Below are 12,558 nucleotides of genomic sequence, written 5' to 3'. Positions count from 1 at the left end.
GTACATCGACCCGAGAGTGACGGCCGGCCCGCCCCGGCCGGGCTATCTGCCGCGCATCATCGACGGCGCCGTCCACCACGGGCTGCCGCAGTGCTGGATCGAGCGCTTGCGCCACTGGGAGCCGGGGCGATGATCATGGCGGGGCTGCTGCACCGGTCGATACCGCTGCTGGTGCGCCGCCTGGCCACCCTGTGCCCGGCACTGGCGTTGCTGGCACTCGACGTCGATCCGACCCTGACCCTGGTGCTCTCCCAGGTGGTGCTGTCCTTCGGTATCCCGTTCGCCGTGCTGCCGCTGGTCCGGCTGACCGGCAGCCGCGAGGTGATGGGCGCCGACGCCAATCATCGGGCCACCACCATGACGGGCTGGGGGGTCGCGGTGCTGATCAGCCTGCTCAATGTGGCCCTGATCTATCTGACGGTGGCCGGTTAGATGCCGGAGCGCAGGCACCCCTATTTCGCGTACGGGTCCAACCTGTGTGTGCTCCAGATGGCGGCCCGCTGCCCCGACGCCGGCGACCCGCGCCCGGCGGTGCTTGCCGATCACGATTGGTTGATCAACCAGCGCGGGTTCGCCACGGTCGAGCCCTCGGCGGGGAACGACGTGCACGGCGTGCTGTGGTGGCTGTCGGACCACGACCTTCGGCGCCTGGACAGCGCCGAGGGGGTGCCGGTGCGCTATCGGCGTGACCGGTTGACCGTGCGTACCGCCGACGGGCCGGCGCCGGCCTGGGTGTACATCGACCCGAGAGTGACGGCCGGCCCGCCCCGGCCGGGCTATCTGCCGCGCATCATCGACGGCGCCGTCCACCACGGGCTGCCGCAGTGCTGGATCGAGCGCTTGCGCCACTGGGAGCCGGGGCGATTGCCAAGGGCCGCCGGGTCAGCTGAGACGCTGGGTACGCAGCCGTAGCGCGTTGCCGATCACGCTGACCGAGGACAGCGACATGGCCGCGGCGGCGATCATCGGGGACAGCAGCAGCCCGAATACCGGGTAGAGAACCCCGGCGGCGACCGGGACGCCGACCGCGTTGTAGATGAACGCGAAGAACAGATTCTGCCGAATGTTGGCCACGGTCATCCGGGAGAGTTCGCGCGCCCGCACGATGCCGGTGAGGTCGCCGTTCAGCAGGGTGATCCCCGCGCTTTCCATGGCCACATCGGTGCCCCCGCCCATGGCCAGCCCGACGTCGGCGGACGCCAGGGCGGGAGCGTCGTTGACGCCGTCGCCGGCCATGGCCACTATTCGCCCCTCGCCGCGCAGCCGGGTGACGACGTCGGCTTTGTGGTCCGGCAGCACCTCGGCCTCGACGCGGTCGATCCCGAGACGGCGCGCGACCGCCCCCGCGCTCACGGCGTTGTCGCCGGTGAGCATGATGACCTCGATGCCGTCGCGGCGCAGGGCGGCCAGCGCCGCCGGAGTGCTCACCTTGATCGGATCGGCGATCGCGAAGACACCGGCCGGCGCACCGTCGACGCCGAGGTAGATCGCGGTGGCCCCGTCGGCACGCAACCGGTTCGCGTCGGCGTCCAGCGCGCCGGTGTCGCCGGTGTCGATGCCGTGCGACGCGAGCAGTGCGGCGGTGCCCAGCACCACCGGGCGGCCGTCGACGACGCCGACGACGCCGCGGCCCGCCGGTGCGTCGAAGTGCTCGACGTCGGGGATGGTGATGCCGCGCTCCCGGGCGGCCGCGACGAGGGCCTGGGCCAGCGGGTGCTCGGAGGCCCGCTCGACGCCGGCGGCCAGCCGCAGCAACTCGCCGGCCTCGAATCCCGGTACTGCCACGATGTCGGTGACGGCGGGACGGCCTTCGGTGAGGGTGCCGGTCTTGTCGACGACGAGGGTGGTCACCTTCTCCATGCGTTCCAGGGCTTCGGCGTTCTTGATCAGCACACCCAGCCGGGCGGCCCGGCCGACACCGACCATGATCGACATCGGGGTGGCCAGCCCCAGCGCGCACGGGCAGGCGATGATCAGCACCGCGACAGCGACGATCAGGGCATGGGCCATCTTCGGGTCCGGGCCGGCCAGGCCCCACGCCACGAACGCGATCGCGGCCACCGCGATGACGACGGGTACGAACACCCCGGCGACTCGGTCGGCGATCCGCTGGATCGGGGCGCGGGAGCGCTGCGCGTCGGCGACCATCGCCACAATCCGCGCCAGCACGGTGTCGTGGCCGATCTTCTCCGCGCGCATGACCAGCCCGCCGGTCGAATTGATGGTGCCGCCGACGACGGTGTCGCCAGGAGACTTGGTGACCGGCATGGGCTCACCGGTCACCATCGATTCGTCGATTGCCGACGTGCCGGCCTCGACGGTGCCGTCCACGGGCACCCGCTCCCCGGGCCGCACCCGCAGCCGGTCGCCGATCCGAACGGCATCCAGGCCGATCTCCTCGTCGTCGCCGTCGGCACCTATCCGCCGCGCGGTCTTGGGCGCCAGGTTGGCCAGGGCCTTGATGGCACCGGAGGTCTGCTCGCGTGCCCGCAACTCCAGCACCTGCCCGAGCAGCACCAAGACGGTGATGACCGCAGCCGCCTCGAAATAGACCTCGACGGAGCCCATGCTCCGGAACGAGTCGGGGAAGATGCCGGGCGCCACGGTGGCCACCACGCTGTAGACCCAGGCCACACCGGTACCCATCGCGATGAGGGTGAACATGTTCAGGCTGCGGGTGCGCACCGAGGCCCACCCCCGCACGAAGAACGGCCGCCCCGCCCACAGCACCACCGGCGTGGCACCCACCAGCTGGATCCACGCCGAGGCGGCCGGGGAGATCACGCCGGGAACCCAGCCGAACGCGTGGCCGCCCATCGCCAGGGCGAACACCGGCAGCGTCAGCACCAGCCCCGCCCAGAAACGCCGGGTCATATCGGCCAATTCGTGGCTGGGACCGGTGTCGGCGGTGACCGCGACGGCCTCGAGTGCCATGCCGCAGATCGGGCATGCCCCCGGGCCCGGTTGACGGATCTCCGGGTGCATCGGGCAGGTGTACTCGGCGAGCTGCCCGCGAGCGGTGCCGGGGTCGACCGACATCGCGCGCACCGGGTCGGCGGCTGGTGGCGGCGAGGTGTGCAGATCGTGGGTGCAGCTGGTCATATCTGGAACTATACCCCCTAGGGGTATTATCTTTCAAGGTCCGATTACGATGAGTCGTCCCCGGGGTCTTCAAAACCGATCTCGACAGGCTCGCCGCCCCCGTAGCTCAGGGGATAGAGCACGGCTCTCCTAAAGCCGGTGTCGCAGGTTCGAATCCTGCCGGGGGCACCAGGTCAGACCATGTTTCTGACTATCGCGGGCGACTTATGTGCGAATTCGATGTAGTGGTGCACCGCCAGAAGGCGCAAGGCGATGTCGTCTCTTTCATCAGGTACGCACTCGATGGGTTCCTTGACGAACTGCGCGCACAGATCGAGGTGGTCAAAGTCGAAAACCTCCAGATTCACTGGGAGAGCTACGTGTACGGGGCGTTCAGCGATCTGCCGGACACCGAGATACGGACCCGTCAGCGCGAACTGACTCTGGTGATGCCCCGGGAACGCTGGATCACGGCCATGGAGGCGACCGACCTGAACACCCGGCTCGCGCGGTTCTACGCCAAGGCCGGCGAGCACACTCCCACCCGCGACCTCAACGACCTGACCAAACTTCGGCTGGCCGAGAAGGACAAGCGTCGATACCGAGTGCGCCGCAGCGTCATCCAAGCATTCATCCCGCCAACCTGGGAAGCACCCCAGACGCCATCATTCGATGGGTTGCTCGCCGACCTACCGCCAATCGACGAAGGCCCGACTGTCTTGGGCTACGAGCAACCCGAGGGGCGTGGGTCGGTAGCGCTTTGGGTGGGGGCGGAGCAGTTGAGTTCATTCTGCATCCAGGGCGGTGGTGGTCGGCGTGTCGCCGCCATGGCCGCAGGATCAATATCATCACCCAGCCCCCTGAGTGTTCACTCTGCGCCGGTGGCGCAAAAGTGCGAGTGGAGGGCGCCCTCAGCGCAGGGTCAGCGGGGGTGGATGCGCACCACCAGCCGGAGCCTTCGGCGCCAACGGACGCGGCTCCACCGGCTGCGCAGAATCTACCCCGAGCAAACCACCATCACCGAACTCATCAGGCACACCCCATGATCCAAACAACCCGACAATCAACCCCGCACCCCGCCAGGCGCGCTACCGACCCACGCCCCTAAGGCACCCAGCGGCACTGGCCAGCACGAAGGCGGGCAGAGGCCGCCGGAGAGCGACGTTCCGCAGGGCCGTCGACCCGCCGCAAGAAGTCGTTCGGCAGCGCCAGCCGGAACACGGTCTTCCACGCCGACGCCACCTGCCGCGGCAGCGGCCCGGTGGTGTAGGTCAGCCCGTAGCGCTCGAAGATCTCCTGCACCTTCGGGGCGATCTCCTGATAGCGGTTGCTGGGCAGGTCGGGGTACAGGTGGTGCTCGATCTGGAAGGACAGGTTGCCGGTCATGAAGTGCAGGAACGCGTTTCCGGAGATATTGGCCGATCCGAGCATCTGGCGCAGATACCACTGGCCGCGGGTTTCGCCGTCAATACAAGACTTCTCGAACGTCTGCACACCGTCAGGGAAGTGTCCGCACATGATCACCGAATGGGTCCACAGGTTGCGGATCAGGTTGGCGGTGAGATTGGCGGTCAGTGTCGTCGCCGCCGACGGGCCGGACAACAGCGGGTGCAGCACGTAGTCGCGCGTCAGGTGCTTGCGTACCTTGGCCAGCACCTTCTTGCCCTGGCGGCGGAAGTGGTCGGAGTCGCCACGCCCCTTGATGACCTTGCCGATTTCGAGATCGTATGCGGCGATACCGTATTGGAACAGACACGCGTTGATGAGATTCCACAGCGGCTGCGCCAGGTAGAACGGCTTCCAGCGCTGGTTCTCGTCGACCCGCATGATGCCGTAGCCCAGATCATGGTCCCTACCGCGCACATTGGTGTAGGTGTGGTGGATCTCGTTGTGCGAGTGCTTCCACATGGCCGCCGGTGAGGCGTTGTCCCATTCCCAGCTGGTCGAGTGGATCTTGGGATCGCGCAGCCAGTCCCACTGCCCGTGCATCACGTTGTGGCCGATCTCCATGTTCTCCACGATCTTGGATACCGACAGCCCCGCGGTGCCGATCACCCAGGCGGGTGGGAAGAGCGAGAACAGCAGGACGACTCGGCTGGCGAGTTCGAGTTTGCGTTGCCCGTCGATGACCCCGCGGATATAGGCGGCGTCGCGCTCGCCACGACCCGCCAGGACGTTCTCCCGGATGGCGTCGAGTTCGGCGCGAAGCTCTTCGATGTCCTCATCGCCGAGATGCGCAGTCGGATCGTCCTGTGTGACAGTCATTATCGCTCCCGATGCATTGTCAGACGTCGAGTTCGCAGGCGCCTACGACCGCGGACACGCAGGTTTGGATGTTCACATCGTCGCCGTCGGTGGCGATGGTGAGTTCGCCGTTGCGCAGATCGCGCACGGCGCCGTGTCGCAGCGGCACGACGCAACCGAAGCAGATGCCCATTCGGCATCCCGACGGCATCAATACCCCCGCTGCTTCTCCGGTTTGCAGCAGTGTCGCAGACCCCTCAATATCCACCACAGCCCCGGTCTTGGCAAAGGTCACGGCGCCCCCGGCGCCGCCCTCGCCGGTGTCGATGACGGCGGGACGGAACCGTTCGATGTGTAGCTGACCAGCGATACCACTTGCAGACCAGTGTGTTTCGATCACATCGAGTAGACCCGCCGGGCCGCAGGCCCAAGTATGGCGGTCGGCGAAGTCAGGTATCAGGTCGGCCAGCCGGTCGGCGTCCAGCACGCCGTCGAGGTCGGTGTGCCGCTCCACCAATCGGATTCGCCGCTGTCGGTCCAGCATTCGCAGCTCTCCGCCGAAGATCACGGCGTCGGGCGTGGGCGCGGAATGCACCACCACAATGTCGCGGGCACCGGCCCCAACCCCAACCCCGGCCATATTGCGCAGCATCCCCATGACCGGAGTAATGCCGCTGCCCGCGGTGACGAACAGGATCTTGGCGGGGGGTTGGTCGCCCAGGGTGAAATCGCCGCCGGCCTGTTCGAGTTGGATCACCGTGCCGACTGCCGCGCTCCGCACCAGGTGATTGCTGACCACGCCACCGTCGATGGCCTTCACAGTGATCGTGAAGCAGCCGTCGCGCCGGTCCTTCCTGGAGGTCAGCGAGTACGCCCGCCACAGCCGCACACCGTCCACGTCGACCCCGACCCGAACGTACTGACCGGGTACGTGGGGGCGCCATCCGCGCCCGGGCTTGATCACCAACGTGGCGGCATCGCGCGTTTCGGGGCGGATTCCGACGATCCGCCCGCGCAGGTCGGCGCGGGACAGCAAGGGGTCGATCACGTCGAGATAGTCCGCCGGAACCAGCGGCGTGGCCAGCCGCAGTGCGGTCCTGTCGGCTAAATTCCACACCCGCTCGCGCAGGGTGCCGGCCATCGCGGACCGGAGACGCAATCGGGGTGCCAGGCTGGTCATGACTCAATAGTCAGTGCTGTTCGTTATAAACTCTTGCTCTGATCACGTGAATTTCACATTCGATTTTGTTCGCACGAGGTAGTTTTGTCCGATCCGTCCCCTCCGCTAACCGGATTACAACTCGACAAGTCCGTGGTCAGGGCACTCGAGGCGATCCTGCCTGCGATGGCCGAACACACCGTGACAGCCATCACCGTCGAGGTGCCCAGCTACACCGACGCGTTCAGCGGCCCGATGGGCCAGACCATCGAGACTGCGGTACAGACGGCGCTGGGAGCATTCCTGCGCCTGGTTGCCCGCGCCGAGGATTCCGACCCCGGGTCGCCGTTGTCCCCCGCCCTGGACGGCGCCTACGAGCTCGGTTGCGGTGAGGCCCGCCAGGGCCGCACGATCGACGCCCTGTTGTCGGCCTACCGGGTGGGCGCTCGGGTGGCGTGGCGCGAGTTGTCGGCGACAGCCGTGGCGGCGGGACTCCCCGCGCCGACCATCGCCCGCTTTGCCGAGTTGGTGTTCGCCTACATCGACAAACTCTCGGCGTCCAGCGTTGCCGGTCACACTGACGAATTGGCCACCGCCGGGCGGGTCCGTCAGCGTCACCTGGACCGGCTGACACAGGATCTGCTCGCGGGCGAGACCGCGGCCACCCTGCTCGCCGGAGCCGAAAAGGCAGCCTGGCAGCCACCGGACACCCTGACCGCGGTCTTGGCCCCGGTGGACCAGACACGCGGCCTGGCAATCCAATTCGGCCCGTCGACCCTGCAGCTGTCCGAAGATCTGCCCGGGATTGCCGGGGCTGGGGTGGACGGGGCTGGGGTGGATGGGGCTGGGGTGGACGACCTTGCGGTGCTGTTGGTTCCCGACGCGGCCGGCCCGAGGCGTCAGCAGTTGATGTCCGCGCTGTCCGGGCGCCACGCACTGGTCGGGCCCACCCGGCCATGGATGCACGTCGGGTCGTCGTATAAGCGCGCGTTGCGTGCCCGGGAATTGGCCGGAACCGCGGGCAACGACACGCTCGATACCGACGAGCATTTGGTCGAACTGGTTCTCGGCGCCGATCGCGAAGCTATCCAAGACCTACGCGCCCGCGCACTGGCGCCGCTGGCCGGACTGTCGCCGAAGACCGCCCAACGACTCGCCGAGACCCTGCGCTCGTGGCTCCTGCACCAGGGCCGCCGCGAGGCGGTGGCAGCAGAGCTATTCATCCACCCCCAGACGGTGCGCTACCGGATGGGACAACTGCGCGAGCTCTACGGCGAGCGGCTCAGCGACCCGCGGACCGTTCTGGAGCTGACGGTCGCGCTCGGGCACGCATCAGATCCCGAATCCTCAAGACAACCCCGGAATTGACCATGACCACGGGAGTACCGTGCGGCGTATGGATGCCTCGACCGGGGTGTGGATTCTGGGTGGCTACCAGAGCGATTTCGCGCGCAATCTGCATCGGGAACAGCGTGACTTCGCCGAGCTGACGTCCGAGGTGGTGACCGCAACGCTGGCGGCAGCCACAGTGCATGCCGCAGACATCGGTGTCGTGCACGTCGGGAACGCCTTCGGTGAGCTGTTCGCCGCCCAGGGCCACCTGGGTGCGATGCCGGCCACCGTGTGCCCCGACCTCTGGGACACCCCCGCCTCGCGACACGAGGCGGCGTGTGCGTCGGGAAGCATCGCCACCCTCTCGGCGATGGCCGACCTGCGCTCGGGTGCGTACGACTCGGCGCTTGTCGTCGGCCTCGAACTGGAAAAAACCGTCTCTGGAGACACCGCGGCCGACTACCTGGGAGCGGCAGCCTGGACCGGCCACGAGGGCGCCGGGGCCCGCTATCTGTGGCCCGCGATGTTCGCCGAAGTCGCCGAGGAGTACGACCGCCGCTACGGTCTGGACGACTCCCACCTGCGGGCCATTGCCGGGCTCAATTTCGCCAATGCGCGTCGCAACCCCAACGCCCAGACCCGCAGTTGGACCGTGCCGGACCCGATCACCGACGACGATGCGACCAACCCGGTGACCGAGGGTCGCCTGCGCCGCTTCGACTGCAGCCAGATGACCGACGGCGGTGCCGGAGTCGTCCTGGTCAACGACGCCTACCTGCGGGAGCACCCCGCGGCCCGACCGATCGGCCGGATCGACGGTTGGGGGCACCGCACCGTCGGGCTGGGATTGCGGCAGAAACTCGACCGTGGCGCCGACGATCCATACGTGCTGCCGCACGTGCGGGGCACCGTGTGCGACGCACTGGGCCGAGCACAGGTGACACTCGACGACGTGGACGGGTTCGAGGTCCACGACTGTTTCACCCCCAGCGAATATCTGGCCATCGACCACATCGGGCTCACCGGGCCCGGTGAATCGTGGAAGGCCATCGAGAACGGGGAGATCGAGATCGGCGGGCGACTACCGATCAATCCCAGCGGCGGCCTCATCGGCGGCGGGCATCCGGTCGGCGCGTCCGGGGTGCGGATGCTCCTGGATGCGGCCAAGCAGGTCAGCGGAACCGCTGGCGACTACCAGGTCGACGGCGCCCGGAAATTCGGCACCCTGAATTTCGGCGGAAGCACCGCCACCACCGTCAGTTTCGTTGTCGGCAAAGGTATCTGACAATGGATGCGCGGATTGTCGGAAAGTTCCTGTCAACCCTGCCAGAAGGCGACGACCACCCCTACCGCACCGGGCCGTGGCGGCCGCAGACGACGGAGTGGGATGCCGACGAGCCGACCGTGATAGCTGGCGAAATCCCGGACGACCTGGACGGTATCTATCTGCGCAACACCGAGAACCCACTGCACCCGGCGTTGAAGACCTATCACCCGTTCGACGGTGATGCCATGCTGCACGTCGTCGGCTTCGGAGGCGGAAAGGCCTTCTACCGCAACAGGTTCATTCGCACCGATGGCTTCCTCGCCGAGAACGATGCCGGCGGGCCACTGTGGCCGGGACTTGCCGAGCCGGTGCAACTCGCCAAGCGCGACAAGGGGTGGGGTGCTCGCGAGCTGATGAAAGACGCCTCCAGCACCGATGTCGTCGTGCATCGCGGGGTCGCATTGACCAGCTTCTACCAGTGCGGTGACCTGTACCGGGTCGACCCCCGTTCGGCGAACACGCTGGGCAAGGAAACCTGGAACGGCCGCTTCCCCGCCGATTGTGGCGTGTCCGCTCATCCCAAGGCGGACAGCCGAACCGGCGAGCTGCTGTTCTTCAACTACAGCAAACGCGAACCGTACATGCACTACGGCGTCGTGGACGCCAGCAACGACCTGGCCCACTACGTCGACGTCCCGCTGCCCGGACCGCGCCTGCCACACGATATGGCCTTCACCGAAAACTACGCCATACTCAACGATTTCCCGCTGTTCTGGGATCCGGGGCTGCTGGAACAGCGAGTACACCTGCCGCGCTACTATCCGGACATGCCGTCGCGGTTCGCGGTGATACCGCGGCGGGGCAGTTCCGCCGACATCCGCTGGTTCGAGGCGGAACCGACGTTCGTGCTGCATTTCACCAACGCCTACGAGGACGGCGACGAGATCGTCCTCGACGGCTTCTTCGAGGGCGCACCTCAGCCCGCCGACACCGGTGGCACCAAGTGGGAGCGGATGTTTCGATTCCTGGCGCTGGACCGGCTGCAGGCCCGGTTGCACCGGTGGCGGCTCAATCTGGTGACCGGGGCGGTCACCGAGGAGCCTCTGGCGGAGTCGATCACCGAGTTCGGCGTGATAAACGCCGACTACGCGACCCGCAACTACCGTTACGTGTATGCCGCATCGGGCAAACCGGGCTGCTTCCTGTTCGACGGCCTGGTCAAACACGACCTGGTCAGGGGTAGCGAGGAGAGGTTCACCTTCGGCGATGGCGTATACGGCAGCGAAACCGCGATGGCGCCGCGAGTCGGTGGTCGAGCCGAGGACGACGGGTACCTGGTCACGCTGACCACGGACATGAACGCCGACGCATCGTTTTGCCTGGTGTTCGACGCGGCCCGGGTCGGTGACGGGCCGATGTGCAAACTCGCTTTGCCGGAACGGATCTCAAGTGGCACGCATGCGACGTGGGCGCCCGGGCCCGAGTTGCGCCGATGGGACATCGCGACCCCTGCGGCTCAAACCGTCCGGCCGGCATCGGCAGGGTAGAGCTCGTCAACGCCGGGAGCGGCCACCCAGCAGCGCCGCCACGGTCGCCCACAGCGCGCAGACACCCGCACCGACACCCGCGGCCGCCACGACATAGAGTCCGTAGCCGGCCGACACCGGCCCGTTGATGTTGCGCTGGTAGTACAGCGCCACCAGCGCAACGTCGACAGATGAGATAACAAGCGCCGCAACTGAAGCCCCGCGCACCGACAAACCCCGACCAACCATCGCGCCGACGACCAGCAACGCCGAGGCCAGCAACACGATCAACTGACTCACCCCGAAGCCGTGTGGAAGTTCCAGGCTGCCGTGAGCGCCGCCGATCCCGTTGGCCCGGCCCCCGCCGCCGGCCTGGGTCGTCAGCCATGGCATCCAGGCGCCGGCCCACATGATGGCCGCACAAAGTGCCACCATCCAACCGGGGCGCAGCGCGGGACTCATGAGGCGAGGTTAACCGGTGCCGGGCGCGCGCGGACTGCCACCCACGTCCACAATTCAGCCCGGCGCGAAGACTCAGGCCGACGCGAAGACTCAGCCCGACGCGAAGACTCAGCCCGACGCGAACACAGTGACGAAATTGCGCAGCGAGTCTCGGATATCGGTCCTCAGTGCGGCAGCAACGATCATCCCGATGGGGCCGAACAGGGCCGGGCCGCCGAGATGCACATCGAAGCCAACGACCGACCTGTCCCCTTTCGGGGTGACCTTGGCGATCAATTTGACCTTGACGCCGCCAACCCCGTCGCCATTGAGCGTCATGCCCTCCGGTGGCTTGTAGCGCACAACCGTCCACTTGATCCGGTTGGGCATGCCCTTGACCTCTACATAGGACTCGATGACCGTGCCCTTCCCGATGACATCGGGCAGCTTGCTACGCCACACCTTGTGGATGGTCAGCCATTCTTTGAACCGGGCCAGATCGGAGGCATGCTGCCACGCTTCGTCCGGTGACAGCGGGACGTCGATCGAACCGGAGAGTTTCGCCATTGGTCCCCATCATGTTCGTCCTCGGGCCTGACAGCCCAGCGGTGCTGGTGAAGCCTACTGCGGTGCCGAATACCGGTTGCTCTAGGGCGCGTTGTCGGCAAGGAACAGCCCGGACAGTCGGCTGCCGATATTTCCGATGCCAGAGATCAGCCCCGCCAGGACACCGGTGTTGCCGCCACCGGAAATCCTGCTGCCCAAGTTCGCTAGACCGGACAGCAGGCTACCACCGTAGTTCTCGAAGCCCGAGATGTACGCACCAACGTTCGAGATACCCGAGAGGTTGTCGCCGATGTTCCCCACGCCCGAGCTGTTGTCGGCACCGGAGTTGAAGAAGCCCGACGACGAGGCGGTGTCGGAGTTGAAGAAACCCGGGACCGGGGGCAGGTGAAAGGCGGGGATGGTAATCGGGCCGGCGTACCCGCTGACGAACGCGTCAAGCATTGTGGTGTCGCTGCCCAGTGTCAGGTTCAGGGGGATGGCGGCGATGGTGATTCTGGGGAATTGGATCGGCTCGATCGAGGACACCAGAGGGATCCCCAGCTTGATGGGAATGTTGTTGATGGGAATATTGAAACTGATTTCGTTTGTGATCCGAATATGGATGCTGTTCGCACCACTGGAATTACCGTCGACGACCATGTTCATGTCCACCGGAATATTGCCGCCACCGGCACCGCGTATCGCGAACGGCTCAATGCTCACCGCGCTGATTTCGCCGGTGATGGGGAGTTTGATCATGCCGCCGCCACCGAGGGTGATGGGGATTTCAGGGATGGTCACGGTGTAGTCCCCGGCAATCAACCCGTGACGATCACCACGCCAGAACAACCCGTTGTTCTCATTGCCCGAGACGAACGCCCCGGTGTTGAGATCACCACTGTTGGCCCACCCGGTGTTGAAATCACCAGTGTTGAAACTCCCAGTGTTCACACTCCCCAGGT

The 12,558-nt window shown here is 66.6% G+C and carries 10 protein-coding genes, 1 tRNA gene and 3 pseudogenes; 8 read left to right on the top strand and 6 right to left on the bottom strand.

Annotation, left to right across the window (positions count from 1 at the left end; all coding sequences use genetic code 11):
* From ACK5M9_RS13540 to ACK5M9_RS13530, 3 pseudogenes are all read left to right on the top strand, one after another.
* Positions 1 to 130: pseudogene (locus tag ACK5M9_RS13540) on the top strand (replication protein); the annotation flags it as partial.
* Positions 121 to 432: pseudogene (locus ACK5M9_RS13535) on the top strand (divalent metal cation transporter); the annotation flags it as partial. The pseudogenes ACK5M9_RS13540 and ACK5M9_RS13535, both read left to right, overlap by 10 nt.
* Positions 433 to 906 (top strand): annotated as a pseudogene (locus ACK5M9_RS13530) (gamma-glutamylcyclotransferase family protein); the annotation flags it as partial.
* Here ACK5M9_RS13530 and ACK5M9_RS13525 read toward each other — a convergent pair.
* Positions 883 to 2,985, bottom strand: a complete 2,103-nt coding sequence (locus tag ACK5M9_RS13525) for a copper-transporting P-type ATPase (protein WP_416893676.1) — start codon at positions 2,983 to 2,985, stop codon at positions 883 to 885. The pseudogene ACK5M9_RS13530 and the gene ACK5M9_RS13525 sit on opposite strands and share 24 nt — an antisense overlap.
* Positions 2,986 to 3,197: 212 nt before the next feature.
* On the opposite strand from ACK5M9_RS13525, the gene ACK5M9_RS13520 reads away from it, so the two are divergent.
* Both ACK5M9_RS13520 and ACK5M9_RS13515 read left to right on the top strand, forming a co-directional pair.
* Positions 3,198 to 3,273 (top strand) — tRNA-Arg (locus ACK5M9_RS13520).
* A 35-nt stretch (positions 3,274 to 3,308) separates the two neighbouring features.
* A complete protein-coding gene (locus ACK5M9_RS13515) occupies positions 3,309 to 4,127 on the top strand; it encodes a hypothetical protein (protein ID WP_416893675.1) in 819 nt (272 codons plus the stop codon).
* A gap of 58 nt (positions 4,128 to 4,185) precedes the next feature.
* Here the strand turns inward: ACK5M9_RS13515 and ACK5M9_RS13510 are convergent, their stop codons facing one another.
* Together ACK5M9_RS13510 and ACK5M9_RS13505 are read right to left on the bottom strand one after the other, a co-directional pair.
* The gene (locus tag ACK5M9_RS13510) at positions 4,186 to 5,346 is read right to left on the bottom strand and encodes a fatty acid desaturase family protein (protein WP_416893674.1); all 1,161 of its coding nucleotides are present in this window, start codon (positions 5,344 to 5,346) and stop codon (positions 4,186 to 4,188) included.
* A gap of 19 nt (positions 5,347 to 5,365) precedes the next feature.
* The gene (locus ACK5M9_RS13505; RefSeq protein WP_416893673.1) at positions 5,366 to 6,505 is read right to left on the bottom strand and encodes a ferredoxin reductase; all 1,140 of its coding nucleotides are present in this window, start codon (positions 6,503 to 6,505) and stop codon (positions 5,366 to 5,368) included.
* An 84-nt stretch (positions 6,506 to 6,589) separates the two neighbouring features.
* Between ACK5M9_RS13505 and ACK5M9_RS13500 the strand changes: the two genes are divergently transcribed.
* From ACK5M9_RS13500 to ACK5M9_RS13490, 3 genes are read left to right on the top strand one after another with little or no spacing between them, the layout of a single operon-like run.
* On the top strand, positions 6,590 to 7,852 hold the full coding sequence (locus tag ACK5M9_RS13500) for a PucR family transcriptional regulator (RefSeq protein WP_416893672.1): 1,263 nt from the start codon (positions 6,590 to 6,592) through the stop codon (positions 7,850 to 7,852).
* Between the two features lie 28 nt (positions 7,853 to 7,880).
* A complete protein-coding gene (locus ACK5M9_RS13495) occupies positions 7,881 to 9,101 on the top strand; it encodes an acetyl-CoA acetyltransferase (RefSeq protein WP_416893671.1) in 1,221 nt (406 codons plus the stop codon).
* A 2-nt stretch (positions 9,102 to 9,103) separates the two neighbouring features.
* Positions 9,104 to 10,630 carry a carotenoid oxygenase family protein gene (locus tag ACK5M9_RS13490; protein WP_416893670.1) on the top strand — a complete coding sequence of 509 codons (1,527 nt, stop codon included), beginning with the start codon at positions 9,104 to 9,106 and terminating at the stop codon, positions 10,628 to 10,630.
* A gap of 6 nt (positions 10,631 to 10,636) precedes the next feature.
* Here ACK5M9_RS13490 and ACK5M9_RS13485 read toward each other — a convergent pair whose 3' ends face one another.
* The 3 genes from ACK5M9_RS13485 to ACK5M9_RS13475 form a co-directional block, all read right to left on the bottom strand.
* Positions 10,637 to 11,071: a hypothetical protein gene (locus ACK5M9_RS13485; RefSeq protein ID WP_416893669.1), complete on the bottom strand. Its 435-nt coding sequence runs from the start codon at positions 11,069 to 11,071 to the stop codon at positions 10,637 to 10,639.
* A 108-nt stretch (positions 11,072 to 11,179) separates the two neighbouring features.
* Positions 11,180 to 11,617 (bottom strand): SRPBCC family protein, encoded by a 438-nt coding sequence (locus tag ACK5M9_RS13480; RefSeq protein WP_416893668.1) that lies wholly within the window; start codon positions 11,615 to 11,617, stop codon positions 11,180 to 11,182.
* A gap of 81 nt (positions 11,618 to 11,698) precedes the next feature.
* A partial coding sequence (locus ACK5M9_RS13475) for a pentapeptide repeat-containing protein (protein WP_416893667.1) occupies positions 11,699 to 12,558 on the bottom strand: 860 nt, incomplete at its 5' end.

The sequence above is a fragment of the Mycobacterium sp. genome (assembly GCF_047975165.1).
Taxonomy (GTDB): Bacteria; Actinomycetota; Actinomycetes; order Mycobacteriales; family Mycobacteriaceae; genus Mycobacterium.
Note: the sequence above shows the minus strand (reverse complement) of the source record. Positions and strands in the feature narration are given on the sequence as shown.

Bases quoted from the DNA above. Each gene is read 5' to 3' on its own strand.
- ACK5M9_RS13525 (WP_416893676.1), bottom strand. From the start codon at position 2,985: ATGCACCCGGAGATCCGTCAACCGGGCCCGGGGGCATGCCCGATCTGC.
- ACK5M9_RS13515 (WP_416893675.1), top strand. From the start codon at position 3,309: ATGTGCGAATTCGATGTAGTGGTGCACCGCCAGAAGGCGCAAGGCGAT.
- ACK5M9_RS13510 (WP_416893674.1), bottom strand. From the start codon at position 5,346: ATGACTGTCACACAGGACGATCCGACTGCGCATCTCGGCGATGAGGAC.
- ACK5M9_RS13505 (WP_416893673.1), bottom strand. From the start codon at position 6,505: ATGACCAGCCTGGCACCCCGATTGCGTCTCCGGTCCGCGATGGCCGGC.
- ACK5M9_RS13495 (WP_416893671.1), top strand. From the start codon at position 7,881: ATGGATGCCTCGACCGGGGTGTGGATTCTGGGTGGCTACCAGAGCGAT.
- ACK5M9_RS13490 (WP_416893670.1), top strand. From the start codon at position 9,104: ATGGATGCGCGGATTGTCGGAAAGTTCCTGTCAACCCTGCCAGAAGGC.
- ACK5M9_RS13485 (WP_416893669.1), bottom strand. From the start codon at position 11,071: ATGAGTCCCGCGCTGCGCCCCGGTTGGATGGTGGCACTTTGTGCGGCC.
- ACK5M9_RS13480 (WP_416893668.1), bottom strand. From the start codon at position 11,617: ATGGCGAAACTCTCCGGTTCGATCGACGTCCCGCTGTCACCGGACGAA.